Origin of the sequence: Pseudomonas sp. UV AK001, from assembly GCF_046097675.1 — a bacterium.
Lineage (GTDB): Bacteria > Pseudomonadota > Gammaproteobacteria > Pseudomonadales > Pseudomonadaceae > Aquipseudomonas > Aquipseudomonas kribbensis.
Genome location: NZ_JBJUVZ010000006.1, coordinates 76,906 through 102,759, shown reverse-complemented (window position 1 = coordinate 102,759; position 25,854 = coordinate 76,906). Strand labels below are relative to the sequence as shown.

Here is a 25,854-nt window from a genome sequence, read left to right as displayed (position 1 = left end):
GAAGTGCGCGAGTCAGAGGCTGCGAGCAACCTGAACCTTCTCGAAGACTTCGATCTTGTCACCGACCTTGACGTCGTTGTAGCTCTTCACGCCGATACCGCATTCCATGCCGGCACGTACTTCGGAAGCGTCATCCTTGAAGCGGCGCAGGGATTCCAGCTCGCCTTCGAAGATCACGATGTCTTCACGCAGTACACGGATCGGACGGTTACGGTGAACAGTACCCTCGATCACCATGCAGCCGGCAATGGCGCCGAACTTAGGCGAGCGGAACACGTCACGGACTTCGGCCACACCGAGGATGTTCTCGCGAACATCGCTGCCAAGCATACCGGTCAGGGCTTTCTTGACGTCTTCGATGATGTCGTAGATCACGTTGTAGTAACGCATGTCCAGACCTTCCTGCTCGACGATCTTCCGTGCGCCGGCATCGGCACGCACGTTGAAGCCGAACAGTACAGCGTTGGAAGCCAGTGCCAGGTTGGCGTCGGATTCGGTGATACCACCGACACCGCCACCGACCACGCGCACTTGCACTTCGTCGTTGCCCAGGCCGTTCAGAGCGCCCTGCAGTGCTTCCAGCGAACCACGGACGTCGGATTTGAGGACGATGTTGAGCGTCTTCTTCTCTTCCTGACCCATGCTTTCGAAGATGTTTTCCAGCTTGCCGGCGTGAGCGCGAGCCAGTTTGACTTCGCGGAACTTGCCTTGACGGAACAGAGCCACTTCACGGGCTTTCTTCTCGTCGGCAACCACGCTCATCTCGTCGCCAGCGTCAGGCGTACCGTCCAGGCCTAGGATCTCGACCGGAATGGCCGGACCTGCTTCCTTGATCGGCTTGCCGTTCTCGTCGAGCATGGCGCGCACGCGGCCATAGTTCGAGCCGACCAGCACCATGTCGCCTTGACGCAGCGTACCGTCCTGAACCAGAACAGTCGCTACCGGGCCACGGCCCTTGTCCAGACGCGATTCAACCACGACGCCACGGCCAGGAGCCGATGGAGTGGCAGTCAGCTCGAGAACTTCGGCTTGCAGCAATACCGCTTCAAGCAGTTCGTCGACGCCGGTACCCATTTTCGCCGAGACCGGAACGAATGGAGTGTCACCACCCCAGTCTTCGGAGGTCACGCCGTGAGCCGACAGTTCGCTACGGATGCGATCGAGATCAGCGCCCGGCTTGTCGATCTTGTTCACCGCAACCACCAGAGGAACGCCAGCCGCCTGAGCATGCTGAACAGCTTCGATGGTTTGTGGCATCACGCCGTCGTCCGCCGCAACCACCAGGATCACGATGTCGGTCGCCTTGGCACCACGGGCACGCATTGCGGTAAACGCGGCGTGACCCGGGGTGTCGAGGAAGGTGACCATGCCGCGTTCGGTTTCAACGTGGTAGGCACCGATGTGCTGGGTGATACCACCCGCTTCGCCAGCAGCTACCTTGGCACGACGGATGTAGTCGAGCAGCGAGGTCTTACCGTGGTCAACGTGACCCATTACGGTCACGACCGGCGCACGAGGAACAGCCTCACCTTCAAACTTCAGGGACTCGGCCAGGGAATCTTCCAGGGCGGTGTCGCTGACCAGGGTCACTTTGTGGCCCAGCTCTTCAGCTACCAGCTGAGCAGTTTCCTGATCAAGCACCTGGTTGATGGTCGCTGGAGTACCCAGTTTGAACATGAACTTGATGATTTCAGCAGCCTTCACCGACATCTGCTGAGCGAGATCGCCAACAGTGATGGTTTCGCCGATCTTCACTTCACGCACGACAGGGCCGGTCGGGCTCTGGAAACCGTGGGCGTTGCGTTTCTTCAGCTTGGCCTTGCCGCGACCGCCACGACGGAAACCATCGCTTTCTTCGTCGGTAGTGCGTGGCGCCACACGTGGAGCCGGTGCCTTTTCCTTGACCGAAGCGCGATGCGGAGCGTTCTTGCGCTCGCCATCACCGCTGCCGCGACGGTTGTTGTCGTCGGCGCGTGGCTTGTCCGGACGGCGCTGTTCGTCACGCTTGCGAGTGTCGGCAGCTGGCGCAGCAGCCACAACCGGTGCAGCTTCGCGCACGGGTTCAGCGGCTGGCGCAGGCGCAGCAACAGGCTCGGCGGAAGCGGTCGGTGCAGCAGCAGGCTGGCGACGCGCTTCTTCTTCGGCGCGAACGCGGGCTTCTTCTTCAGCCTTTTGACGGGCAGCATTTTCTACTGCGCGACGCTCATCCAGTTCACGCTTGCGCTCGGCTTCGATTTCTTCCGGGCTACGCTGTACGAAAACTTTCTTCTTGCGGACTTCAACGCTGATGCTTTTGCTGCCAGCCACACGCAGGGTGCTGGTGGTTTTACGCTGCAGCGTGATCTTGCGTGGTTCTTCCACTTTCGCCTTGTGGCTGCTCTTCAAGTGAGTCAGCAGGGATTGCTTCTCACTGTCAGTCACATGTTCTTCGGCGGCGGTGTGCGGCAGACCTGCCTCACGCATCTGCTGCAACAGGCGCTCTACCGGTGTTTTGACCTCATCGGCCAGTTGTTTCACCGTGACTTGCGTCATGCATTTCTCTCCTCAGGCCGCGCCTAATTACTCGAACCAGTGGGCTCGGGCGGCCATGATCAACTTGCCGGCACGATCATCGTCAATGCCGTCGATGTCGAGCAGGTCGTCAATAGACTGCTCGGCCAGGTCTTCGCGGGTAATTACGCCGCGCACCGCCAGTTCCATCGCCAAATCCTTGTCCATACCCTCAAGCGAGAGCAGGTCTTCGGCCGGATGGGCGTCTGCCAGCTTTTCCTCAGTAGCGATGGCTTTGGTCAACAAGCGATCCTTGGCACGAGCACGAAGCTCGTTGACGATGTCTTCGTCAAAGCCGTCGATGTTGAGCATTTCTTCCAACGGTACGTAGGCAATCTCTTCCAGGCTGGTGAAGCCTTCGTCAACCAGCACCTGAGCCAGCTCTTCGTCGACTTCCAGCTCGTCGATGAAGTTGCGCAGGATGTCGCCGGTTTCCGCTTGTTGCTTAGCCTGGATGTCCGATTCGGTCATCACGTTCAGGGTCCAGCCAGTCAGCTGGCTCGCCAGACGCACGTTCTGACCACCACGACCGATGGCCTGAGCCAGATTGTCTGCGCCAACGGCGATGTCCATGGCGTGGGCATCTTCGTCAACGATGATGGCCGCCACTTCTGCCGGCGACATGGCATTGATCACGAACTGCGCCGGGTTGTCGTCCCACAGGACGATGTCGACACGCTCGCCACCCAACTCGCCCGACACGGCCTGGACGCGCGAACCGCGCATACCGATGCACGCGCCCTGCGGGTCGATGCGTTTGTCCTTGGAGCGGACGGCGATCTTGGCGCGCGAACCCGGATCACGGGAAGCGGCCATGACCTCGATGAGGCCTTCAGCGATTTCCGGCACTTCGATACGGAACAGCTCGATCAGCATTTCCGGCGCGGTACGCGACAGGATCAGCTGCGGGCCACGGTTCTCGGTGCGGATTTCCTTGAGCAGCGCACGCAGACGCACGCCGACACGGAAGGTCTCGCGAGAAATGATGTCTTCACGGGCCAGCAACGCTTCGGCGTTATTACCCAGATCGACGATCACGTTGTCGCGGGTCACTTTCTTCACGGTGCCGGAGATGATTTCTCCCAGGCGCTCGCGATAAGCGTCGACCACTTGAGCGCGCTCGGCTTCGCGCACTTTCTGCACGATGACCTGCTTGGCGGTCTGCGCAGCAATGCGGCCGAATTCGATGGATTCGATCTTTTCTTCGACGACGTCACCGACCTTGGCACCAGGATGCGTTTCGGCAACCTTGCTTGGCCAGGTTTCGATGGCCGGATCATCGAGATCATTCTCTTCGACGACCGTCCAGCGACGGAAAGTTTCGTAAGAACCGGTGTGGCGATTGATTTCCACACGCAGATCAACTTCGTCTTCAAAACGCTTTTTGGTAGCAGTGGCCAGAGCCAGCTCCAGCGCTTCAAAAATTACGCTTGCCGGTACGCCCTTTTCATTGGATACCGACTCAACAACCAGCAGTACTTCTTTGCTCATCGTACGCCTCGCCTTTCGCAAGCCATTGGATCCGCGGGATCCGCGTCTCAGTCAAAACTGGGAATAATGTTGGCCTTGTCGATCATATCGATCGGCAACAGGAACTCATGGTCATCTACCTGCACCACGACATCCTGTTCTTCTACACCGCGCAGAAGGCCCTGAAAGTTGCGTCGTCCTTCAAAAGGCGAGCGCAGCCTGATCTTTACTTGTTCACCGGCAAATTTGGCAAACTGCTCAAGAGTGAACAGTGGGCGTTCCATGCCAGGCGAGGAAACTTCAAGGGTGTATTCAACGGAGATCGGATCTTCAACATCCAGCACACCGCTGATCTGACGGCTGACGATGGCGCAATCGTCCACCAGTACGCCGCCTTCCTTATCGATATAAACGCGCAACATTGAGTGACGACCTTGAGCCGAGAACTCAATACCCCAGCATTCATAGCCCAGGGCCACGACCACCGGGGCCAACAAGGCCTGCAACTCTTCTAGCTTGCTCGACACCTGAACCCCCTCGTGCATGTATGTGCATGCTTTGCAAAATAAAAAAATGGGCGAAACGCCCATCCTTGAAACGCCGTCGAACAGCGGCGTTGAAAGTGTCCAGCTAACAAAAAGCCCCTTAAAAGGGGCTCCTTAAACTGGTTGCGGGGGCCGGATTTGAACCGACGACCTTCGGGTTATGAGCCCGACGAGCTACCAGACTGCTCCACCCCGCGACAAAGCTGGGGCGGAAGTATACGACCGATCCCCAGTAGGGTCAATGTAACCTTCCACCTGCAAGAAAGCCCGCAACAGCGGGCTCTCCTGACTAATTGGTACCGAGAAGGGGACTCGAACCCCTACACCCTATGGGCACAACCACCTCAAGGTTGCGTGTCTACCAATTCCACCACCTCGGCAAAACTACGTTTGAAACCCTTCTTACTTCTGCTCTTGAGCTGGAGGTACGTCAGTCGCTGGAGTAGCCGACTTTTGCTCTTGAAGCACCGGGACATCATCAGAAGCCGGTTGTTGCTTTGGAACTTCCAACACTGCCGGGTTTGGCAAACCTGCTTGAGTCAGCTGATGAGCCTTCTCTTTAGCAAAGTATCCTAACCCCAAGCTGGTTATGAAGAAACCGGCGGCAAGTATAGCAGTAAACTTACTAAGAAAGGTAGAGGAACCTTGGCTTCCGAACACAGTATTTGAAGCACCTGCTCCGAAAGACGCGCCAGCGTCCGCACCTTTACCCTGCTGCAGCAAAACCAGAGCAACTACGCCCAATGCACCCAGCAGATGAAAAACGACTACGACTGTTTCCAGCATTTTTTCAGTTTCCCGCGGCGCGACAGATCGCACCGAACTCATCTGCATTCAGGGAAGCTCCACCAATGAGCCCCCCATCGATATCCGGCATGCCGAACAGTTCGACCGCATTGGCCGCCTTCACGCTGCCGCCGTATAGAAGCCGTACATTTCGCGCGACTTCAGAATTCTCTGCCGCCAACTGCTCGCGAATGGCTTTATGCACATCCTGAGCCTGCTGCGGCGTTGCAGTCAGCCCGGTACCAATGGCCCAGACCGGCTCGTAAGCGATCACTGCATTGGCAAAAGCACCGACACCCAGCTCCTCGATGATGCTGCCCAGCTGACGCCCGACAACCTCAAGAGTTTTTCCGGTTTCGCGCTGCTCCAGGGTTTCCCCTACACACAACACCGGAATCAAGCCACATGCCTGTGCCGCTGCGAACTTGCGATTCAGCATTCCGTCTCGCTCACCCATGATCTGGCGGCGTTCGGAGTGCCCGACAAGCACCAGGGAACAACCTGCATCCACCAACTGACTCGGTGCAATTTCACCAGTCAACGCACCTTGCATCGATTCCACCGCAGAATTCTGCGCGCCGACCGAAATCGACTTTCCTTTCAAGCCATCAATCACTTGATTGATATGCAGGCAAGGCGGGAATACCGCGACATCAACACCGCTTGGCAAGGCCAGATGACGAAGGCCGTTGATCAGCTCAGCGACGCTGGCGCGGGTACCGTGCATCTTCCAGTTACCAGCTACCATAGGGCGACGCATGCTGTACCTCGTCGGTCAAAGTGGGCGCAGATGTTACCCAACACAATCATGGCTGGCAAGCCGTATCAGGCAGAAACTTCAGTTACCAGTTTTGCCAGTTCTTCGGCATAGCTGCGAACCTGGGTTTCATCCTCACCTTCGACCATGACACGCACCAGAGGCTCTGTGCCAGACTTGCGCAGAAGCACACGCCCACGACCCGCCATTGCCTCGGTCACACGCTTGCTGGCTTCCTTGACAGCCGGGTGATCGAGCGGACTGTCGCCACCGCCGAAACGGACATTGATCAACACCTGAGGACACTTGCGCAACGCCTGACGGGTTTGCGCCAGACCTTCGTTTCGGGTTTTCAGCGCCATCAACACCTGCAGGGCCGCGATGATCGCGTCACCTGTCGTGGTGTGATTGAAGCAGACAACATGCCCCGAGTTCTCGCCCCCGACCAGCCAATCGCGCTCAAGCAGTTCGGCAATCACATAACGGTCGCCGACATTTGCACGCACGAAAGGAATACCGAGATCAGCCAGCGCCAACTCCAGACCAAGGTTGCTCATCAGCGTACCGACCACGCCACCCTGCAACTTGCCACGCTCATGCAGGTCACGCGCAATAATGAAGATCAGTTCGTCACCATCAACAATTGCACCCGTGTGATCGACCATCAGTACCCGGTCGCCATCACCATCGAATGCAATCCCCAGGTCAGCGTGCTCGGACAGCACCGCCGCCTGCAACGGCCCCATATGAGTGGAGCCGCAGTTGTCATTGATGTTCAGACCGTTCGGCTGCGCGGACAGCACCACGACTTCAGCGCCCAGCTCGCGGAACACGCTTGGCGCGACTTTATAGGTCGCTCCGTGCGCGCAGTCGATCACGATCTTGAGACCTGCAAAACTGGTGTTGGTCGGCACACTGCTTTTGCAGAATTCGATGTAGCGGCCGGAGGCATCGTTGATTCGCGATACCTTGCCGATCTTGCTCGACTCGACAACGGTCATTGGCGTATCGAGCAACTCCTCGATCATCAGTTCGAGCTCGTCCGGCAATTTGGTGCCCCTGCCGGAGAAAAACTTGATGCCATTGTCATCGTGTGGGTTGTGCGAAGCACTGATCACAATACCGGCTTCAGCCTGGAAGGTACGCGCCAGGTAAGCGATGGCAGGCGTCGGCATTGGACCGAGCAACATTACATCGGCGCCCGCCGATGTCAGGCCGGCTTCAAGCGCCGATTCGAACATGTAACCGGAAATTCGCGTGTCCTTGCCGACAAGCACCTTGCAGGCACCCATTTTTCGGAATGCCATGCCCGCAGCCCAGCCAAGCTTGAGCATGAAGTCAGGAGTAATCGGGTATTCACCGACACGACCACGAATGCCATCGGTACCAAAGTATTTCTTGCTCATAAGCGCTCCATCATTCTTATTCGGCTGATTCCACGGCCGCGATCATCCGCACAACATCCACCGTCTCCGCCACGTCATGGACGCGCAATATACGCGCCCCCTTGACGGACGCCAGCGCCGCCAGGGCCAAACCACCATGCAGACGCTCGCCCACAGGACGATTCAGAGCCTGCCCAATCATGCTTTTTCGCGAGACACCAACCAGCAGAGGTCGCCCCAATGCATGAAGGGCATCCATATGCTTGAACAAGCTTAGATTGTGCTGCAGGGTTTTGGCGAAGCCGAAGCCAGGATCAAGAATGATCCGCTCGGCAGGAATGCCAACCGAAGCACATCGCTCCATACGCCCGGCAAGAAACTCACTCACCTCCCGGGTGACATCCTGATACTGCGGATTGTCCTGCATGTCACCAGGCTCACCCAGCATATGCATCAGACAGACCGGCAATCCGGTGGCAGCAGCGGCATCCAGCGCACCATCACGCTGCAGCGATCTCACATCATTGATCAACCCGGCGCCCAGTCGCGCAGTTTCCCGCATGACGGCCGGAGTCGAGGTATCGACAGAGATGATCACATCCAGCTCGCGATTGATCAGCTCCACGATCGGCGCCACGCGCTCCAGCTCTTCGAGTGGCGAAACCGCTCGCGCACCCGGCCGAGTGGACTCTCCGCCAACATCGATCAGCGTCGCACCGGCCAACACCATAGCCTCGGCATGACGCAGGGCCGCATCAAGCTGGCTATATCGGCCACCATCGGAGAAAGAATCGGGAGTGACATTGAGAATACCCATGACATGCGTCCGGGCCAAATCAAGAACCCGGTTGCCGCAAGGCAACCGGGTCAGGGACTGTACAGAAGTCATTTCAAACCTTAAACGTCAGCAGCCGGACCGCCAATCGGTGTTTCCGGACGCTCATCCTGAACCACCGGAGGAGGCGTGCCAGTTCCGGTGCCACCCGACCAGTCACGAGGTTCGCGAGGCGTGCGACCCGCCATGATGTCGTCGATCTGTTCAGCATCGATCGTCTCGTACTTCATCAAGGCATCTGCCATGGCATCGAGCTTGTCACGATTGTCGGTCAGGATCTGCTTGGCGGTGCCGTAGCACTGATCGATGATGCTGCGCACTTCCGAGTCGATCAGCTTGGCCGTTTCGCCCGAGAAGCTGGCGTTCTGACCGCCACCGCCACGACCGAGGAACACCTCGCCCTCTTCTTCCGCATACATCAACGGACCGAGTTTTTCAGACAGACCCCACTTGGTCACCATGTTCCGTGCAATCTGGCTGGCACGCATGATGTCGTTGGAGGCACCGGTGGTCACGCCATCGAAGCCCAGGGTCATTTCTTCGGCGATACGGCCGCCGTACAGCGAGCAGATCTGACTGATCAACGCACGCTTGGACAGGCTGTAACGATCTTCTTCCGGCAGGAACATGGTCACACCCAGCGCACGGCCGCGCGGGATGATCGACACCTTGTAGACCGGATCATGCTCAGGCACGACGCGACCGACGATAGCGTGACCCGCTTCGTGGTAGGCAGTGTTCTGCTTTTCTTTCTCGGACATGACCATGGATTTGCGCTCGGCGCCCATCATGATCTTGTCCTTGGCCAGCTCGAACTCTTTCATCTCGACGATACGCTTGCCGGCACGGGCAGCGAACAGCGAGGCCTCGTTGACCAGGTTGGCCAGGTCAGCACCGGAGAAGCCCGGAGTACCACGCGCAATAACGGCCGGAGCAACGTCGTCACCCATTGGCACTTTACGCATGTGCACCTTGAGGATCTGCTCGCGACCACGGATATCCGGCAGACCGACCACTACCTGACGGTCGAAACGACCCGGACGCAGCAGAGCCGGGTCCAGCACGTCAGGACGGTTGGTGGCAGCGATGACGATGATGCCGTCATTCATTTCGAAGCCATCCATCTCGACCAGCAACTGGTTGAGAGTCTGCTCACGTTCGTCGTGACCACCACCCATGCCAGCGCCACGATGGCGACCAACGGCATCGATCTCGTCGATGAAGATAATGCAAGGTGCGTGTTTCTTGGCCTGTTCGAACATATCGCGAACACGGCTGGCACCGACACCGACGAACATCTCGACGAAGTCAGAACCGGAAATGGTGAAGAACGGTACCTTGGCTTCGCCGGCAATCGCCTTGGCCAGCAAGGTTTTACCGGTGCCCGGAGGACCAACCATCAGCACGCCGCGAGGAATGCGACCGCCCAGGCGCTGGAACTTGCCCGGATCACGGAGGAACTCGACCAGTTCGCCAACCTCTTCCTTGGCTTCGTCGCAACCGGCAACGTCAGCCAGGGTGGTTTTCACCTGATCTTCGGACAGCAGACGCGCCTTGCTCTTGCCAAAGCTCATCGGCCCGCCCTTGCCGCCCGCACCGCCCTGCATCTGGCGCATGAAGAACATGAACACCGCGATGATCACCAGGATCGGGAAGCTGGCCACCAGAAGCTGGGTCCAGATGCTTTGCTGCTCAGGCTGCTTGCCTTCGACCACAACGTGGTTGTCGACCAGGTCGCCGATCAAGCCATTGTCCTGGATTGCCGGACGAATGGTCTTGAAGCTGTCGCCATCGTTGCGCTTGCCGGTAATCACGTAGCCGTCGACGGCCACGCGCTCGACCTTGCCATCCTTGACCTGCTGGATGAAGTCGGAATAGTTGAGGGTCTGCGGCTCGTTAGGGCTGGAGAAGTTGTTCATCACCGTCACCAGGACAGCCGCGATGATCAACCACAGGATCAGATTCTTTGCCATATCGTTCAATTAACTACCCTCTGAAGCAAGCTCCGCTACTGGCGCGCGCTTCGCATGATATTCACCGGCCTAACTTACTACATTACCTACAGCTCTGGCAGGCGCCGTCTGTAACCCTTTGTGAAACACTTTCTACACAATATTCGCTTATGCACGCGGGGCGAAATACGAAAAACCTATCACCCCGCCAAAAAACCTCGCTTTACTCGCTGCGACCGCGATAACCCCAAGCCAGCATGTATTGCTCGCGGGAACTGTCGCGGGAAGAGTCCGGCTTGATCATCTGGACCTTGTCGAATTTCCGACGAGCGTCCTTCAGGTAAACATCGAACCCTTCGCCCTGAAAAATCTTGATCAGGAAATTACCGCCCGGCTTGAGAATCCGCTCCGCCAGGTCAAGCGCCAGCTCGCAAAGAAACATGGCTTTCGGCATATCTACGGCAGGCGTACCACTCATATTGGGGGCCATATCGGAAATCACAAGGTCCACCTGCGAATTACCCACCGCCTCAAGGATTTGAGCGAGCACTTCATCCTGAGTGAAATCCCCCTGAATGAAGGTAACGTCCGGAATGCTGTCCATTTCCAGGATGTCCGAGGCGATCAGACGCCCCTGGCCACCGATCAGCCGGCTGGTGACCTGCGACCAGCCACCGGGCGCCGCGCCAAGATCGACCACGCTCATGCCTGGGCGGATCAGTTTGTATTTCTCCTGGACTTCCAGAAGCTTGTAACTCGCACGCGAGCGGTAGCCATCCTTCTGCGCCTGCTTCACATAAGGATCGTTGACATGTCGTTTCAGCCAACCAAGGCTTGTCTTGGAACGCGCCATTGGGCACCTCGTTGATTAGGGTCGTGATTAATTGGGCGGATCCACGAGCCCTCGGGTAAAATGGCCGCCATTTTACAGAATCCAGACGAAAGGGTCAGATTATGCCGCTCACTCCAGAGCAGAAGAAACAGTACAAATCCATCGGCCACCACCTCAAACCAGTTTTGACGGTAGCTGACAACGGTTTGACTGAGGGTGTTTTAGCCGAACTCGAACGCGCATTGGCGGATCACGAGCTGATCAAGATCAAGCTCAACATCCTCGATCGCGAGGCGCGCCTGGCGTCCGTTGCAGAGCTGTGCAAGGTCGGCAAGGCCGATCTGGTTCAGGTCATCGGCAAGATGGCACTGATTTATCGCAAGAACTTCAGCGTCAACAAGCAGCTGTCGAACGTCCATCGCTTCAAGTGATGGCAAGGGTCAAGGGTGTGCTTCGCGCACCCTGCTACTCCACCCCGGCACCGGTTGCAACACCAGTACCAGTCCGGAAAAGCCCAGAACAAGATAACTGAACACCTGCCAGCGCTGCGCATCCGGCCAGCCGACACGCACTGCGACATACATCGCACTCGCATACAACGCCATCAGCAGCACTTGCCCGCGAAAATCCCGCCATAGACTGGCAAGGCCTTCGGCCCGTACCAGCACCAAAGCCTGAAAAACCACGCACACGGCAGCAAAACCCACCACCGGCACTTCGAACGCACTGGCGACTTCGTCGATCAGCAGCGGTGCCAGGCCAATCTGGCCCAGCACCGGCCGCAGACCGAGGTGCACCAGCCATAAGCCGCCGACCCACAACATCTGGGTCAGCTGCCAGAGCATGGCGCCCGCCTGCAACGGGCGCCATGTTTCAGATGTGACGGACTTCGACAATCTCATACTCGATATCGCCGCCCGGCGTTTTCACGACGACCGTGTCGCCCTCTTCCTTGGCAATCAAGGCGCGGGCGATCGGCGAGCCGACCGAAATCTTGCCGAGCTTGATGTCCGCCTCGTCTTCACCAACGATCTGGTAAGTCACGCTTTCATCGGTCTCGACGTTGGCGATCTCGACGGTAGTGCCGAAAATCACTTTGCCGGTGTGCGGAATGGTCGTCACATCGATGATCACGGCATTCTGCATGCGACCTTCGATGTCACGGATCCGCGCCTCGACCATGCCCTGCTGTTCGCGGGCGGCATGGTATTCGGCGTTTTCCTTCAAGTCACCCAACTCGCGGGCCGTACCGATGTCCTGGCTGAGCTTCGGACGAACGACCTTGGTCAGATGAGCGTGTTCCTCTTCCAGGGCTTTCGCGCCCTGGACGGTCATTGGGTATTTATTCATGCCTTCAATCCTGCGTGTAGATCCTGCAAGCGGCGCACGGTCTTCTCGGGACCGAACTTCAGCGCTTCGCAGATGGCTTCGCCAGCAGCAATGGTGGTGGTGCAGTAGATCTTGTGCTGCAAGGCGTTACGACGAATGGAGTAAGAGTCGGCGATCGACTGACGACCTTCGGTAGTGTTGATGATCAGCGTGACTTCGTCATTCTTGATCATGTCGACCACGTGCGGACGACCCTCGGTCACCTTGTTCACGCGACGCACTTTCAGGCCTGCAGCCTCGATCAGCTTGGCAGTGCCGGCAGTGGCGACCACTTCGAAGCCCAAGTTGATCAGATCACGGGCCACACCTGCAACCAGCGGCTTGTCGTCATCACGTACGCTGATGAATGCGGTACCGCCGGTCGGCAGCACTTCGCTGGCGCCCATCTGAGCCTTGGCGAAGGCTTCGCCGAAAGTGTCGCCGACGCCCATCACTTCACCGGTGGACTTCATCTCTGGGCCAAGGATTGGGTCAACGCCAGGGAATTTGGCGAACGGGAACACCGCCTCTTTCACGCTGTAGAAGTTCGGGATGATTTCCTTGGTGAAGCCGATTTCCTTCAGGGTTTTACCAGCCATCACGCGAGCCGCGATCATGGCCAGGGAAACACCGATGCACTTCGACACGAACGGTACGGTACGGGAAGCACGCGGGTTGACTTCGATGACGTAGATGTCTTCGCCTTGCAGCGCCAGCTGAACGTTCATCAGGCCGACCACGCCCAGCTCCAGGGCCATTTTCTTGACCTGTTCGCGCATCTCGTCCTGGATGTGCGCCGGCAGCGAGTACGGCGGCAGCGAGCACGCGGAGTCACCGGAGTGAACGCCCGCCTGTTCGATGTGCTGCATGATCGCGCCGATCACTACGTCCTTGCCGTCGCAGACCGCATCCACGTCCATCTCGATGGCGCAGTTGAGGAAGTGGTCGAGCAGCACCGGGCTGTCGTTGGATACTTGCACCGCGTCACGCAGGTAACGCTTGAGCTCTTCTTCCTTGTAGACGATTTCCATTGCCCGGCCGCCCAGTACGTAGGACGGACGAACCACCAGCGGGTAACCGATCTTCGCGGCAGCGCGAACGGCTTCGTCTTCGCTGCGCACGGTGGCGTTTGGCGGCTGACGCAGATTCAGACGCTCAACCATCTGCTGGAAGCGCTCACGGTCTTCGGCACGGTCGATAGCGTCAGGGCTGGTGCCGATGATCGGCACGCCGGCTGCTTCGAGGGCACGAGCCAGTTTCAGTGGAGTCTGGCCGCCGTACTGGACGATCACGCCTTTCGGCTTCTCGACGCGGCAGATTTCCAGCACGTCTTCCAGAGTTACCGGCTCGAAGTACAGACGGTCGGAAGTGTCGTAGTCAGTGGAAACGGTTTCCGGGTTGCAGTTGACCATGATGGTTTCGTAGCCGTCTTCGCGCAGGGCGAGAGCGGCGTGTACGCAGCAGTAGTCGAACTCGATGCCCTGGCCGATACGGTTCGGACCGCCACCCAGGATCATGATCTTGTCGCGACCCGACGGCGCGGCTTCGCACTCTTCCTCGTAAGTCGAGTACAGGTAAGCAGTGTCGGTGGCGAATTCGGCGGCGCAGGTGTCGACGCGCTTGTAGACCGGGAACACTTCCAGCTTTTGACGGTGAGTGCGCAGGTTCTTCTCGGTCACGCCCAGCAGCTTGGCCAGACGCTGGTCGGAGAAACCTTTACGCTTGAGCTTGAACATCAGGTCGCGGTCGATAGCGGACAGACCCAGGGTCTTGACCTTCTCTTCGTCCTTGATCAGATCTTCGATCTGCACCAGGAACCACGGATCGATCATGTTCATGCCGAAGATTTCTTCGACAGTCATGCCGGCGCGGAAGGCGTCCGCCACGTACCAGATACGCTCGGCGCCCGGCACGGTCAGTTCGCGCTTGAGCACGCTCATGCTTTCCGGGTTGCTCAGGTCGACTTTCTCGTCCAGACCGCAAACGCCCACTTCCAGACCGCGCAGGGCTTTCTGCAGGGATTCCTGGAAGGTACGGCCGATGGCCATGACTTCACCAACCGACTTCATTTGAGTGGTCAGGCGAGCGTCAGCGTTGGCGAACTTCTCAAAGGCGAAGCGCGGCAGCTTGGTCACGACGTAGTCGATGGACGGCTCGAAGGACGCCGGGGTCTTGCCGCCGGTGATGTCGTTCGACAGCTCGTCGAGGGTGTAGCCGACCGCCAGTTTGGCTGCAACCTTGGCAATCGGGAAGCCGGTAGCTTTCGAAGCCAGGGCCGACGAACGCGATACACGCGGGTTCATTTCGATCACGACCATGCGGCCGGTGTCCGGGCAGATACCGAACTGAACGTTGGAACCGCCGGTCTCGACGCCGATCTCGCGCAGTACCGCCAGCGAGGCGTTACGCAGGATCTGGTATTCCTTGTCGGTCAGGGTCTGGGCCGGAGCCACGGTGATCGAGTCACCTGTGTGCACGCCCATCGGGTCGAAGTTTTCGATCGAGCAGACGATGATGCAGTTGTCCTTTTTGTCGCGGACAACTTCCATTTCATATTCTTTCCAGCCGATCAGCGATTCGTCGATCAGCAGTTCCTTGGTCGGCGACAGGTCCAGACCACGGGCGCAGATTTCTTCGAACTCTTCACGGTTGTAAGCGATACCGCCACCGGTGCCGCCCATGGTGAAGGACGGACGGATGATGCACGGGAAGCCCAGGCGCTCGAGCACCGCGTTGGCTTCTTCCATGCTGTGGGCGATACCGGAACGAGGGCATTCCAGGCCGATGGCTTTCATCGCCTTGTCGAAACGCGAACGGTCTTCAGCCTTGTCGATGGTGTCGGCGTTGGCACCGATCATCTCAACGCCGAACTTCTCCAGAACGCCTTCGCGCTCCAGGTCCAGGGCGCAGTTCAGAGCGGTCTGGCCGCCCATGGTTGGCAGCACCGCATCCGGACGCTCTTTTTCGATGATCTTGGCAACGGTCTGCCACTTGATCGGCTCGATGTAGGTGGCGTCGGCCATGTCCGGGTCGGTCATGATGGTGGCCGGGTTGGAGTTCACCAGGATGACGCGGTAACCCTCTTCGCGCAGGGCTTTGCAAGCCTGGGCGCCGGAGTAGTCGAATTCGCAGGCCTGGCCGATAACGATCGGGCCAGCGCCGAGAATCAGGATGCTTTTAATGTCTGTACGTTTTGGCATGGGTTTGTCACTCAAATCCGCAGGTCAGTCGGCAAGCCGTCTTGATCGATTTCTGAAGTCCCGAGGGGGCCGCCGGTTCCGGGGCCGCCCTCGAGGGGCTTCTCGCTACAGTCTCAAGGCGAGCGCTTAGCGTCGCTTGGCCATCTCGTTGATGAAGCGGTCAAACAGAGGGGCCACATCGTTCGGGCCCGGGCTCGCTTCAGGGTGACCCTGGAAGCTGAACGCGCTCTTGTCGGTGCGCTCGATGCCTTGCAGGGTGCCGTCGAACAGCGATTTGTGGATCGCGCGGACGTTGGCTGGCAGGGTCGCTTCGTCAACCGCAAAACCGTGGTTCTGGCTGGTGATCATTACGACGCCAGTGTCCAGATCCTGAACCGGGTGGTTGGCACCGTGGTGACCGTGGCCCATTTTCAGGGTCTTGGCGCCGGAGGCCAGGGCCAGCAGCTGGTGACCGAGGCAGATGCCGAACACCGGAATTTCGGTTTCCAGCACTTCCTTGATCGCCTTGATCGCGTAGTCGCAAGGCTCCGGATCGCCAGGGCCGTTGGACAGGAACACGCCATCCGGATTCAGGGCCAGCACGTCGGCAGCCGGGGTTTGCGCCGGCACTACGGTCACGCGGCAGCCTCGCTCGACCAGCATGCGCAGGATGTTGACCTTGACGCCGTAGTCGTAGGCAACCACGTGGTATGGCAGCTCGGAGGCTTCGATGGTCGCGTGGCTGTCGGTTTTCAGATCCCAGACAGTGGAGCGCCATTCGTATTGGGTCTTGGTGCTGACGACTTTCGCCAGGTCCATGCCCTTCAGGCCCGGGAAGCCTTGCGCAGCGGCGATGGCCGCTTCTTCGGAGATGTTGTCGCCGGCCATGATGCAGCCGTTCTGTGCGCCCTTTTCACGCAGGATGCGGGTCAGGCGACGGGTGTCGATACCGGCGATCGCCACAACATTGTTGGCTTTCAGGTAGTCGGACAGGGACATCGTGTTACGCCAGTTGCTCGCTACCAGCGGCAGGTCACGGATGACCAGGCCAGCGGACCAGACGCGATTGGACTCGGCGTCTTCCGGCGTGGTGCCGGTGTTGCCGATGTGCGGGTAAGTCAGGGTAACGATCTGTTGGGCGTAGGAAGGATCGGTAAGGATTTCCTGATAGCCGGTCATTGCGGTGTTGAACACCACCTCACCAACGGTCTGACCGTCGGCTCCAATGGCTTCGCCGCGAAAAATGCTGCCATCAGCAAGGGCGAGTATGGCTGGCTTAGTCAAGAAGACCTCCCGTAAATAACGCATGAAAGGGCAATCGCAGGTTGTAAAAAAGCGGAGTGACGTATGGACACGTCACCCCGCTTCTTCACTGAATTATTCTGCGCGCTTTTAGTGGACACACTAAAGCTGTAGCTTACAGAAAAAGGGATTTTTGGTCTACCGCCAATGAGCCTGAAAGGCCGGAGAATGCGACAGGGCGTCGCCAGGCGCAGCAAAACCGGCACAAACAGGGCGTTTGCGCCGGGTTCAAACAAGGCTCAACGCAGGTCGAGCACGTCCTGCATGTCGTAAAGGCCCGGCTCGCGAGCATCCAGCCACAACGCTGCACGCACCGCGCCCTTGGCGAATGTCATGCGGCTCGACGCCTTGTGGGTGATCTCCAGGCGCTCGCCCTCACAGGCGAACAGCACCGTGTGATCACCCACCACGTCACCGCCACGAACAGTGGCGAAACCGATGGTTTCACGCTCACGCGCACCGGTGTGACCTTCGCGACCATAGACCGCGACCTTCTGCAGATCACGATCCAGCGCACTGGCGATCACTTCACCCATGCGCAGGGCCGTGCCCGATGGCGCATCGATCTTGTGGCGGTGATGGGCTTCGATGATTTCGATGTCCGCATCATCACCCAGCACCCGCGCAGCCATGTCGAGCAGCTTCAGCGACAGGTTGACGCCAACGCTGAAGTTGGCCGCGAACACGATCGGAATGTCCTTGCCCGCTTCGGCCAGCAACTGCTTCTGGGCAGCGTCCAGCCCGGTCGTGCCGATCACCATCGCCTTGCCCGCCTTGCGGCAGAAGGCCAGGTTTTTCAGCATCACTTCCGGCAGTGTGAAGTCGATCAACACATCGAACTCTTCCGCCACCGATTCCAGATTCCCGGACAACGGCACGCCGATTCGCCCGAGCGAAGCCAGCTCACCGGCATCCACCCCGATCAGCGTACTGCCAGGGCGAACGATGGCCGCCGTCAAACCGGTCAGCGGCGCGCGCTGCTGCACGGCCTCGACCAGAATCTTGCCCATGCGCCCGGCGGCGCCCATCACAGCTATACGTCGCATGCCGACTCCTTACAGATCGCCGAAGAAGCGCTTCACGCCATCGAACCAACCGGTGGTTTTGGGCGAGTGGCTGTTGTCATCCGCCAGAGAGCTGCGGAACTCTTCGAGCAATTCACGCTGACGACGGTTCAGATTGACCGGCGTCTCGACCGCAACACGGCACATCAGGTCGCCCGCACCACCGCCACGTACCGGCGCCACGCCTTTGCCGCGCACGCGGAACTGCTTGCCGGTCTGAGTCCCTTCCGGAATCTTCAGCTTCACGCGACCGTCGAGGGTCGGAATTTCCAGCTCGCCACCCAGCGCCGCATCGACAAAGCTGATCGGAACTTCGCAGAACAGATGCTTGCCGTCACGCTGGAAGATCGCGTGCTCGCGCACATTGATCACAACGTACAGGTCGCCGGTCGGGCCACCCTGAGTACCCGCCTCGCCTTCGCCGGACAGACGAATGCGATCACCGGTATCGACACCGGCCGGCACTTTGACGGAGAGGGTTTTGTATTCTTCGACGCGACCGTCACCGTGGCAGGAGTCGCACGGATCGGAAATGATCTTGCCCTGGCCATGGCAGCGCGGGCAGGTCTGCTGCACCGAGAAGAAGCCCTGCTGCATGCGCACCTGGCCGATGCCACCGCAGGTCGGGCACGTCGATGGCGACGAACCTTTCTTGGCGCCCGAACCATCGCACGGTTTGCAGTTGACCAGTGTCGGAACGCGGATATTCACGGTGGTACCGCGCACCGCTTCTTCCAGGTTCAGCTCCAGGGTGTAGCGTAAATCGCTGCCACGCTGGGCGCCGCCACGGGAACCGCCGCGACCGCCACCGAAGAAATCACTGAAGACATCACCGAAGATGTCGGAGAAGTTCTGACCGCCGAAACCGGCACCGCCGCCACCCATGCTCGGGTCGACACCGGCATGGCCATACTGGTCGTACGCCGCGCGCTTGCTGGAGTCGGACAATACTTCGTAGGCCTCGTTGGCCTCTTTGAACAGTTCTTCCGATGCTTTGTCATCGGGATTACGGTCCGGGTGATGCTTCATTGCCAGACGGCGATAGGCCTTCTTCAGGTCTGCGTCGCTTGAGCCACGCTCAACACCCAACACTTCGTAATAGTCACGCTTAGCCATAAGTTCTTCATACTCTTGAGGACGTTCGGCAAACCTCTCCTGAGCTTCGCCAAACTCGTTGAGCCCCAATACAGGCCCGGACCCAACTCACGTCAATTCAACGATCCTGGTCTTTGATTCATGCGGTACTTGCGGCGCGAAAAGCAGGAGCATTTCCAGCCATACCGCCAGCACGCGAAGCTTGTCGCATGCTGTAAAAATTCGCGTATTCCAGATACGCCAACGCGGGAGCAAGCTCCCGCGCGGCGACATCCTACCAGTCAGTGCCCAAAGGCAGTCAACCGGCCGACCAACAACTTACTTGTGGTCTTTGACTTCTTCGAACTCGGCATCGACAACATCGTCAGCCTTTTCAGCTTTCTCGTCGTGCGGTGCCGCGCCTTCAGCAGGCTGAGCCTGTTCGGCGTACATCTTCTGGGCAACCGGCGCAGAGACTTTCGACAGTTCTTCAACCTTGGCGTCGATGGCAGCCTTGTCGTCGCCTTTGACGGCGGCTTCCAGGGCAACCACGGCGGCTTCGATTGCAGTCTTCTCTTCTGCAGTCACTTTGTCGCCAGCGTCAGCGATCATCTTGCGAGTCGAGTGAACCAGTGCATCACCCTGGTTACGGGCAGCGGCCAGCTCTTCGAACTTGCGGTCTTCCTCGGCGTTGGCCTCGGCGTCACGCACCATGCGCTCGATTTCTTCGTCGGACAGACCGGAGTTGGCCTTGATCACGATCGACTGGGTCTTGCCGGTAGCCTTGTCCTTCGCACCCACGTGCAGGATGCCGTTGGCGTCGATGTCGAAGGTCACTTCGATCTGCGGCACGCCACGTGGAGCTGGTGGAATGTCGGCCAGGTCGAACTTGCCCAGGGACTTGTTCTGTGCGGCTTGCTTGCGCTCGCCTTGCAGGACGTGAATGGTCACGGCGCCCTGGTTGTCGTCGGCAGTCGAGAACACTTGCGATTTCTTGGTAGGAATCGTGGTGTTTTTCTCGATCAGCGCGGTCATCACGCCGCCCATGGTTTCGATACCCAGGGTCAGCGGGCTGACGTCGAGCAGCAGAACGTCTTTCACGTCACCGGCCAGAACGGCGCCCTGGATGGCAGCACCCATGGCAACGGCTTCGTCCGGGTTCACGTCTTTACGAGCTTCTTTACCGAAGAAATCGGTAACTGCCTTCTGCACCAGAGGCATACGAGTCTGGCCACCGACCAGAATCACGTCGTCAATTTTGCTGGCGTCGATACCGGCGTCTTTCAGAGCGATGCGGCATGGCTCGATGGTACGGTTCACCAGGTCTTCGACCAGCGACTCGAGCTTGGCACGAGAAATCTTCACGTTCAGGTGCTTAGGACCGGTCGCATCTGCAGTGATGTACGGCAGGTTGACGTCGGTCGACTGCGAAGAAGACAGCTCGATCTTGGCTTTCTCAGCGGCTTCTTTCAGACGCTGCAGGGCCAGTGGATCGTTCTTCAGGTCCATGCCGGACTCTTTCTTGAACTCGTCGACGAGGTAGTCGATCAGACGCATGTCGAAGTCTTCACCACCCAGGAAGGTATCACCGTTGGTGGCCAGTACTTCGAACTGGTGCTCGCCGTCAACTTCAGCGATTTCGATCACGGAAACGTCGAAGGTACCACCACCCAGGTCGTAAACGATCACGGTGTGATCGCCCTTGGCCTTGTCCATACCGTAAGCCAGAGCAGCTGCGGTTGGTTCGTTGATGATACGTTTTACGTCCAGACCGGCGATGCGACCGGCGTCTTTGGTCGCCTGACGCTGGCTGTCGTTGAAGTAGGCCGGAACGGTGATCACCGCTTCAGTCACTGCTTCGCCGAGGTAGTCTTCGGCGGTCTTCTTCATTTTCTTCAGGACTTCGGCGCTGATTTGCGGCGGAGCCATCTGCTTGCCGGAGGCCTCGACCCAAGCGTCACCATTGTTGGCCTTGACGATCTTGTAAGGCACCAGCTTGATGTCTTTCTGCACGACTTCTTCGTCGAAGCGGCGGCCGATCAGGCGCTTTACCGCGAACAGTGTGTTGTGCGGGTTGGTCACAGCCTGACGCTTGGCGGACTGGCCGACCAGGATTTCGCCATCGTTGGCGTAAGCGATGATCGACGGCGTGGTACGCGCGCCTTCGGCGTTTTCAATAACTTTGGCTACGCCGTTTTCCAGCACGGAGACGCAGGAGTTGGTAGTCCCCAGGTCGATACCGATAATTTTGCCCATGTTCACTCTCCCGAAACTTTGGATTTGGTTGCCGCAGCAGTGGTGGCTAACTGCGGTAATACTTAAACGCTTGACTTCTAAATGGGGGCCTTGCGGCTAATTTCAAGCCTTCTCGTCAATCGAAGGCGAAACTGGCGCCGGCGCCTTGCTGACCACGACCATCGCCGGACGCAGCAGGCGACCGTTGAGCTGGTAGCCCTTCTGGAACACTTTCAGAACGCTGTTCGGTTCCAGGTCAGCACTTTCCTGCATGGCCATTGCCTGATGTTCCACGGCGTTGAACGGCTCGCCTTCCTGCGGACTGACGGCTACAAGCTGATAGCGCTTGAGGGTGTCCTGGAACATTTTCAGGGTCAACTCGATACCTTCACGCATCGGACGGATGCTTTCGTCGTCCGGGCTCGACAGCTCGAGGCCACGCTCCAGGCTGTCGACGATCGGCAGCAGGTCGCCGGCGAATTTTTCCAGTGCAAATTTGTGAGCTTTCTCTACGTCCTGCTCGGCACGGCGGCGGACGTTCTGCAGATCGGCAGCTACGCGCAGAGATTGATCCTGCGCGGCGGCCAATTGCTCTTCGAGCACTTGTACACGGGTCGCCAGGTCATCACCCGAAGCCTCGGGCGCCTGATTGGCTTCTGGATTTTGCGTATCTACTGTCTGTTCGTCAGCCATAGAATTCTCCTTTCAATATCGTCCGCGAGTTCGATTCGCGCTTCTGCCCCGGTATATGGGGCCGCAAAATCAGGCTTCAAGGGCTGACAATGATTAACCCTACAAAAAAGTGCTGCATTGTCATTCCCGGGCGCGATAAGCATTTGATCGGGTCAAGCCAATCGAGCTAAGCGAGGGCATTGTCAGGCCGAAACAAAACACTGTATAAATAACCAGACCTAAAGCCTGGGAGCGGCCTTTATGCTGGTGCACCTGTCCGTACACAACTACGCCATCGTTGAACATCTCGATCTCGAACTCGATCGCGGGATGAGCGTGATTACCGGGGAAACCGGCGCCGGCAAGTCGATCATGCTCGACGCCCTCGGCCTGACCCTGGGCGACCGTGCCGACAGCGGCGTGGTGCGTCCGGGCGCCGACAAGGCCGATATCCTGGCAACCTTCGATCTGGCCGACATCCCCGAAGCCAGCGCCTGGCTGGCCGAGCGCGACCTGGAAATCGACGGCCCGTGCATCCTGCGCCGAGTCATCACCTCGGAAGGCCGCTCCCGTGGCTATATCAACGGCACGCCCTGCCCGCTCGGCGACCTCAAGGCCCTCGGCGAGCTGTTGATCGACATCCACAGCCAGCACGAACACCAATCCCTGCTCAAGACGGATACCCACCGTCGCCTGCTCGACGAGTACGCCGGCGCCACCGATCTGGCCCGACAGATACAACTGGCCGCCCAGCGCTGGCGCCAGACCCGCCAGGAGCTGGAGCGTCTGTCCAACTCCGGCGACGAGCAACGCGCACGTCATCAACTGCTCAGCTACCAGCTCGAAGAGCTGGAGAACCTCGGCCTCGGCGAGAACGAACTGGAAGACCTTGAGCAGGAACACAAGAACCTGACCAACGCCGAAACCCTGCTGGGCATCTGCCGGCAAGTGGTCGAACAATGCAGTGAAAGCGATTCCGGAAATGTGCTGAATGCTCTGACCGCCAGCCTCAATCGCCTGTCCAGCGTGAACAACTCGATCGGCGCCCTGGGCGAAGCCAGCAGCTTGCTGACCAGTGCGCAGATCCAGGTCGAAGAGGCTGTCGGCGAACTCAACCGTTTCCTCGACAACTTCGACGCCGATCCGGCGCGCCTGCAGTATCTGGAAGAACGCCTTGATGCCATTTACACCTTGGCGCGCAAGCACCGGATCCAGCCGACTGAAGTCGCCGAGATGCAGCAAAAACTGCTGGATGAAATTGAAACCCTGAATGCCAATGACGAATCTATCGAGCGCTTGGGCGAAGAACTTGCTTCATATGCCCGTCACTACCAGGAAAAGGCTCGTGAGCTGAGCGATCTGCGTCATCAGGCTGCGGGCAGTCTGGCCAGCGCAGTGGAACAGGAGATTCAACGACTCGGCATGCCTGGAGGACGCTTCACCATCGAGTTGCGCCCCAACGCCAGCGGTGAGCTCCTGCCCAACGGCCTCGAACAGGTCGAACTGCTGGTCAGCGCCAACCCTGGCCAGCCATTAAAGGCCTTGGCCAAAGTAGCCTCCGGCGGCGAACTCTCACGGATCAGCTTGGCGATTCAGGTCATCACCGCCCAGACCTCACGCGTGCCGACGCTGGTATTCGACGAAGTGGATGTCGGCATCGGCGGCCCGACCGCCGAGATTGTCGGCCAGTTGCTGCGACGCCTGGGCGAACGCGGTCAGGTCCTGACCGTTACGCACTTGCCGCAAGTGGCCGCACAGGGCCATCAGCATTTATTTGTGCATAAGGTGCGAGGCGATCAGGCGACTCACACGGCCGTCTCGAAGCTGAGCAAAAATGACCGTATAGAAGAAGTCGCACGGATGCTCGGCGGCATCGATCTGACCAAAGAGTCTCTGGCACACGCCAAGAAGATGGTCGTGACCGCAAAGGTTTAAGCACAACAGAAAGCACGAAGGCGACCCTTGGGTCGCCTTCGTTCGTTTCGCGAACCTGAAATTCGCGCGACATGCTTACTTTTTCTTGCGTACGTACAGCACCAGGTTGTGATCCACCAACTCGACACCGTGCTCTTCGGCAATTGCCTTCTGGAGCTTTTCGATTTCGATGCTGACGAATTCGACAACCTCACCGGTTTCCACGTTGACCATATGGTCGTGGTGGCCACCGTCGGCCAATTCGAATACCGCGTGGCCACCGTCGAAGTTGTGACGGACCACGAGGCCAGCCGCTTCGAACTGGGTCAGGACACGGTAGACCGTGGCCAGACCGACGTCCTCGCCAGCTTCCATCAACGCCTTGTAGACGTCCTCGGCACTCATGTGACGCTGCTCGGTAGAGTCGAGCATTTGCAGGATCTTGACCCGTGGCAGGGTCACTTTGAGGCCGGCTTTGCGTAGTTCGCTATTTTCAACCATGGTCAGCTTTCTCGCGATGCTGCTTCGCAGCTTCTCTTAATGCGGGTATGATCGGCGTTTACGTTGTCCCAGCCAAGATAGTGGAAGTCGCCCACCGATGCAAAACACCAAGCTCTTGCTAACCAGTTTCACCTTTGTGGGACTGCTCGCACTCGCCGGTTGTTCATTCCCCGGGGTTTACAAAATCGACATCCAGCAGGGCAATGTCGTCACGCAGGACATGATAGACCAGTTACGCCCGGGAATGACCCGGCCGCAAGTACGGTTTATCATGGGCAACCCTCTGCTTGTCGACACGTTCCATGCCGATCGCTGGGATTATCTGTACAGCCTGCAACCTGGTGGCGGTGAACGCCAGCAGGAACGCATGAGTGTCATTTTCGACTCTAACGACCGCCTTGTCAGCCTGTCCGGTGACTTCATGCCGGGCGTGAGCCGTGACGAAGCCATTCTCGGCAAGGACAGTGGCACCAGCGTGACCGCTCCTGCCGAAAACGCCGAGAAGCCAAAACCGGAAAAACCGGTCAAGCCAGGTTCCTTGCTGGATCAGATCCAGAAGGACGTCGATGGTGTGGAAACCGTTCCGGTTCCGACACCAGAGCCGCTGGACACCTCGCCGCAATAATTTGCGACGCAATAAAAAACCCGGAAATTCCGGGTTTTTTATTGCCTGCAGATCAGCGCAATCACTGTTTTCCGGCTTTGGCCTCGGCAGCCTTGGCAGCCCGCAATCGGCGCACCTCTTTCGGATCAGCCAGCAGCGCTCGGTAGATTTCGAGGCGATCCCCTTCCTGAACAACCCGCACATCCGGATCGACAATCACTTTGCCGAAAATCCCGACCGGACAACCCGCCAGATCCAGCTCGGGAAAGTCGGCATCGATGCCGCTGGCCGACAGCGCAGCACGCACCGTCGAACCCTCTGCCACGCAGATCGTGCGCAACACCTGACGATCAACCGACGCGTACACCACTTCTATTTCGATCACCGGCTCAACCATGCATCTGCTTGGCGCGCTGGCAGAATGCATCCACCAGAGTGTTCGCAGCCTGATTGAACAGCGGCCCGAGCGTGGCGCGTACCAGCGGTCCGGCATAATCGAAGGACAGATCGAGGCTGATCTTGCAGGCCTTCTCGTTCAGCGCCTTGAATACCCAGACACCGTGCAACTGATTGAACGGACCTTCCTCAAGATTCATCTCGATCGATTGCCCCGGCACCAGCGTATTGCGTGTCACGAAGTGCTGGCTGAGGCCGCCCTTGGCCACACCGACGCTGGCGCGCATGTGCTCAGGCGAGCTTTCCAGGACTTCCGCAGACGAACACCACGGCAGAAACTCCGGATAACGCGCCACGTCATTGACCAGGTCATAGAGAAATTGCGCCGGATAAGGCAGCAGCGCTGATCGTTGAATATGTGTCGTCATGTAAG

Annotated in this window: 23 protein-coding genes and 2 tRNA genes; 3 read left to right on the top strand and 22 right to left on the bottom strand. The window is 58.7% G+C overall.

Annotated elements, in window-relative coordinates; genetic code table 11:
- Positions 1–12: 12 nt before the first annotated feature.
- The 11 genes from infB to rlmE all read right to left on the bottom strand — a co-directional run bounded on the left by infB (position 13) and on the right by rlmE (position 11,133).
- Positions 13–2,532, bottom strand: a complete 2,520-nt coding sequence (gene infB, locus ACKLNA_RS17640) for a translation initiation factor IF-2 (RefSeq protein WP_085711845.1) — start codon at positions 2,530–2,532, stop codon at positions 13–15.
- Between the two features lie 27 nt (positions 2,533–2,559).
- Positions 2,560–4,041, bottom strand: a complete 1,482-nt coding sequence (nusA, locus tag ACKLNA_RS17635; RefSeq protein WP_003221546.1) for a transcription termination factor NusA — start codon at positions 4,039–4,041, stop codon at positions 2,560–2,562.
- Between the two features lie 47 nt (positions 4,042–4,088).
- Positions 4,089–4,547, bottom strand: coding sequence for a ribosome maturation factor RimP (rimP, locus tag ACKLNA_RS17630; RefSeq protein ID WP_065260004.1), 459 nt, complete (start codon positions 4,545–4,547; stop codon positions 4,089–4,091).
- Positions 4,548–4,685: 138 nt separating this feature from the next.
- A tRNA-Met gene (locus ACKLNA_RS17625) sits at positions 4,686–4,762 on the bottom strand.
- A gap of 97 nt (positions 4,763–4,859) precedes the next feature.
- Positions 4,860–4,945, bottom strand: a tRNA-Leu gene (locus tag ACKLNA_RS17620).
- 22 nt (positions 4,946–4,967) lie between these two features.
- On the bottom strand, positions 4,968–5,351 hold the full coding sequence (secG, locus tag ACKLNA_RS17615) for a preprotein translocase subunit SecG (RefSeq protein WP_011332406.1): 384 nt from the start codon (positions 5,349–5,351) through the stop codon (positions 4,968–4,970).
- Between the two features lie 4 nt (positions 5,352–5,355).
- Positions 5,356–6,111, bottom strand: a complete 756-nt coding sequence (tpiA, locus tag ACKLNA_RS17610) for a triose-phosphate isomerase (RefSeq protein ID WP_408986604.1) — start codon at positions 6,109–6,111, stop codon at positions 5,356–5,358.
- Positions 6,112–6,176: 65 nt separating this feature from the next.
- Positions 6,177–7,514, bottom strand: coding sequence for a phosphoglucosamine mutase (gene glmM, locus ACKLNA_RS17605; RefSeq protein ID WP_408986603.1), 1,338 nt, complete (start codon positions 7,512–7,514; stop codon positions 6,177–6,179).
- A gap of 16 nt (positions 7,515–7,530) precedes the next feature.
- Positions 7,531–8,382: a dihydropteroate synthase gene (folP, locus tag ACKLNA_RS17600; RefSeq protein WP_408986602.1), complete on the bottom strand. Its 852-nt coding sequence runs from the start codon at positions 8,380–8,382 to the stop codon at positions 7,531–7,533.
- A gap of 8 nt (positions 8,383–8,390) precedes the next feature.
- A complete protein-coding gene (gene ftsH / locus ACKLNA_RS17595) occupies positions 8,391–10,301 on the bottom strand; it encodes an ATP-dependent zinc metalloprotease FtsH (protein WP_085711849.1) in 1,911 nt (636 codons plus the stop codon).
- A 202-nt stretch (positions 10,302–10,503) separates the two neighbouring features.
- Positions 10,504–11,133 carry a 23S rRNA (uridine(2552)-2'-O)-methyltransferase RlmE gene (gene rlmE / locus ACKLNA_RS17590; protein ID WP_085711850.1) on the bottom strand — a complete coding sequence of 210 codons (630 nt, stop codon included), beginning with the start codon at positions 11,131–11,133 and terminating at the stop codon, positions 10,504–10,506.
- 101 nt (positions 11,134–11,234) lie between these two features.
- Here rlmE and ACKLNA_RS17585 point away from each other — a divergent pair, with 101 nt between their 5' ends.
- The gene (locus ACKLNA_RS17585) at positions 11,235–11,543 is read left to right on the top strand and encodes a YhbY family RNA-binding protein (RefSeq protein WP_011332401.1); all 309 of its coding nucleotides are present in this window, start codon (positions 11,235–11,237) and stop codon (positions 11,541–11,543) included.
- A gap of 9 nt (positions 11,544–11,552) precedes the next feature.
- Here ACKLNA_RS17585 and ACKLNA_RS17580 read toward each other — a convergent pair whose 3' ends face one another.
- From ACKLNA_RS17580 to grpE, 8 genes are all read right to left on the bottom strand, one after another.
- Positions 11,553–11,957, bottom strand: a complete 405-nt coding sequence (locus ACKLNA_RS17580; RefSeq protein ID WP_408986601.1) for an MFS transporter — start codon at positions 11,955–11,957, stop codon at positions 11,553–11,555.
- A 28-nt stretch (positions 11,958–11,985) separates the two neighbouring features.
- Positions 11,986–12,462, bottom strand: coding sequence for a transcription elongation factor GreA (gene greA, locus ACKLNA_RS17575; protein ID WP_085711852.1), 477 nt, complete (start codon positions 12,460–12,462; stop codon positions 11,986–11,988).
- Positions 12,459–15,680, bottom strand: coding sequence for a carbamoyl-phosphate synthase large subunit (gene carB, locus ACKLNA_RS17570; RefSeq protein ID WP_085711853.1), 3,222 nt, complete (start codon positions 15,678–15,680; stop codon positions 12,459–12,461). The genes greA and carB overlap by 4 nt, the downstream gene beginning before the upstream one ends.
- A gap of 126 nt (positions 15,681–15,806) precedes the next feature.
- Complete coding sequence (gene carA, locus ACKLNA_RS17565) at positions 15,807–16,943, bottom strand: glutamine-hydrolyzing carbamoyl-phosphate synthase small subunit (RefSeq protein WP_085711854.1); 1,137 nt, start codon at positions 16,941–16,943, stop codon at positions 15,807–15,809.
- Between the two features lie 257 nt (positions 16,944–17,200).
- A complete protein-coding gene (dapB, locus tag ACKLNA_RS17560) occupies positions 17,201–18,007 on the bottom strand; it encodes a 4-hydroxy-tetrahydrodipicolinate reductase (RefSeq protein WP_114881376.1) in 807 nt (268 codons plus the stop codon).
- 9 nt (positions 18,008–18,016) lie between these two features.
- Complete coding sequence (gene dnaJ / locus ACKLNA_RS17555) at positions 18,017–19,141, bottom strand: molecular chaperone DnaJ (RefSeq protein ID WP_249485688.1); 1,125 nt, start codon at positions 19,139–19,141, stop codon at positions 18,017–18,019.
- A 297-nt stretch (positions 19,142–19,438) separates the two neighbouring features.
- Complete coding sequence (dnaK, locus tag ACKLNA_RS17550; RefSeq protein ID WP_408986600.1) at positions 19,439–21,355, bottom strand: molecular chaperone DnaK; 1,917 nt, start codon at positions 21,353–21,355, stop codon at positions 19,439–19,441.
- A gap of 102 nt (positions 21,356–21,457) precedes the next feature.
- Entirely contained in the window at positions 21,458–22,027 is a 570-nt protein-coding gene (gene grpE / locus ACKLNA_RS17545) for a nucleotide exchange factor GrpE (protein ID WP_085685597.1), read from the bottom strand.
- Between the two features lie 240 nt (positions 22,028–22,267).
- Between grpE and recN the strand changes: the two genes are divergently transcribed.
- Positions 22,268–23,941, top strand: coding sequence for a DNA repair protein RecN (gene recN, locus ACKLNA_RS17540; RefSeq protein ID WP_408986599.1), 1,674 nt, complete (start codon positions 22,268–22,270; stop codon positions 23,939–23,941).
- Positions 23,942–24,016: 75 nt separating this feature from the next.
- On the opposite strand, the gene fur is transcribed toward recN, so the two are convergent.
- Positions 24,017–24,421 carry a ferric iron uptake transcriptional regulator gene (gene fur / locus ACKLNA_RS17535; protein ID WP_064119476.1) on the bottom strand — a complete coding sequence of 135 codons (405 nt, stop codon included), beginning with the start codon at positions 24,419–24,421 and terminating at the stop codon, positions 24,017–24,019.
- Between the two features lie 97 nt (positions 24,422–24,518).
- Here fur and ACKLNA_RS17530 point away from each other — a divergent pair, with 97 nt between their 5' ends.
- Complete coding sequence (locus tag ACKLNA_RS17530) at positions 24,519–25,046, top strand: outer membrane protein assembly factor BamE (protein ID WP_085711859.1); 528 nt, start codon at positions 24,519–24,521, stop codon at positions 25,044–25,046.
- A gap of 61 nt (positions 25,047–25,107) precedes the next feature.
- Here ACKLNA_RS17530 and ACKLNA_RS17525 read toward each other — a convergent pair whose 3' ends face one another.
- Both ACKLNA_RS17525 and ACKLNA_RS17520 read right to left on the bottom strand, forming a co-directional pair.
- Entirely contained in the window at positions 25,108–25,422 is a 315-nt protein-coding gene (locus ACKLNA_RS17525; protein WP_408986598.1) for an RnfH family protein, read from the bottom strand.
- The gene (locus tag ACKLNA_RS17520) at positions 25,415–25,849 is read right to left on the bottom strand and encodes a type II toxin-antitoxin system RatA family toxin (RefSeq protein WP_003221509.1); all 435 of its coding nucleotides are present in this window, start codon (positions 25,847–25,849) and stop codon (positions 25,415–25,417) included. The genes ACKLNA_RS17525 and ACKLNA_RS17520 overlap by 8 nt, the downstream gene beginning before the upstream one ends.
- Positions 25,850–25,854: the final 5 nt, after the last annotated feature.

What these genes read in the sequence shown, in the direction of transcription:
- infB (WP_085711845.1), bottom strand. Translation starts at nt 2,532, where the DNA reads ATGACGCAAGTCACGGTGAAACAACTGGCCGATGAGGTCAAAACACCG.
- nusA (WP_003221546.1), bottom strand. Translation starts at nt 4,041, where the DNA reads ATGAGCAAAGAAGTACTGCTGGTTGTTGAGTCGGTATCCAATGAAAAG.
- secG (WP_011332406.1), bottom strand. Translation starts at nt 5,351, where the DNA reads ATGCTGGAAACAGTCGTAGTCGTTTTTCATCTGCTGGGTGCATTGGGC.
- tpiA (WP_408986604.1), bottom strand. Translation starts at nt 6,111, where the DNA reads ATGCGTCGCCCTATGGTAGCTGGTAACTGGAAGATGCACGGTACCCGC.
- glmM (WP_408986603.1), bottom strand. Translation starts at nt 7,514, where the DNA reads ATGAGCAAGAAATACTTTGGTACCGATGGCATTCGTGGTCGTGTCGGT.
- folP (WP_408986602.1), bottom strand. Translation starts at nt 8,382, where the DNA reads ATGACTTCTGTACAGTCCCTGACCCGGTTGCCTTGCGGCAACCGGGTT.
- ftsH (WP_085711849.1), bottom strand. Translation starts at nt 10,301, where the DNA reads ATGGCAAAGAATCTGATCCTGTGGTTGATCATCGCGGCTGTCCTGGTG.
- rlmE (WP_085711850.1), bottom strand. Translation starts at nt 11,133, where the DNA reads ATGGCGCGTTCCAAGACAAGCCTTGGTTGGCTGAAACGACATGTCAAC.
- ACKLNA_RS17585 (WP_011332401.1), top strand. Translation starts at nt 11,235, where the DNA reads ATGCCGCTCACTCCAGAGCAGAAGAAACAGTACAAATCCATCGGCCAC.
- ACKLNA_RS17580 (WP_408986601.1), bottom strand. Translation starts at nt 11,957, where the DNA reads ATGCTCTGGCAGCTGACCCAGATGTTGTGGGTCGGCGGCTTATGGCTG.
- greA (WP_085711852.1), bottom strand. Translation starts at nt 12,462, where the DNA reads ATGAATAAATACCCAATGACCGTCCAGGGCGCGAAAGCCCTGGAAGAG.
- carB (WP_085711853.1), bottom strand. Translation starts at nt 15,680, where the DNA reads ATGCCAAAACGTACAGACATTAAAAGCATCCTGATTCTCGGCGCTGGC.
- dapB (WP_114881376.1), bottom strand. Translation starts at nt 18,007, where the DNA reads ATGCGACGTATAGCTGTGATGGGCGCCGCCGGGCGCATGGGCAAGATT.
- dnaJ (WP_249485688.1), bottom strand. Translation starts at nt 19,141, where the DNA reads ATGGCTAAGCGTGACTATTACGAAGTGTTGGGTGTTGAGCGTGGCTCA.
- dnaK (WP_408986600.1), bottom strand. Translation starts at nt 21,355, where the DNA reads ATGGGCAAAATTATCGGTATCGACCTGGGGACTACCAACTCCTGCGTC.
- grpE (WP_085685597.1), bottom strand. Translation starts at nt 22,027, where the DNA reads ATGGCTGACGAACAGACAGTAGATACGCAAAATCCAGAAGCCAATCAG.
- recN (WP_408986599.1), top strand. Translation starts at nt 22,268, where the DNA reads ATGCTGGTGCACCTGTCCGTACACAACTACGCCATCGTTGAACATCTC.
- fur (WP_064119476.1), bottom strand. Translation starts at nt 24,421, where the DNA reads ATGGTTGAAAATAGCGAACTACGCAAAGCCGGCCTCAAAGTGACCCTG.
- ACKLNA_RS17530 (WP_085711859.1), top strand. Translation starts at nt 24,519, where the DNA reads ATGCAAAACACCAAGCTCTTGCTAACCAGTTTCACCTTTGTGGGACTG.
- ACKLNA_RS17525 (WP_408986598.1), bottom strand. Translation starts at nt 25,422, where the DNA reads ATGGTTGAGCCGGTGATCGAAATAGAAGTGGTGTACGCGTCGGTTGAT.
- ACKLNA_RS17520 (WP_003221509.1), bottom strand. Translation starts at nt 25,849, where the DNA reads ATGACGACACATATTCAACGATCAGCGCTGCTGCCTTATCCGGCGCAA.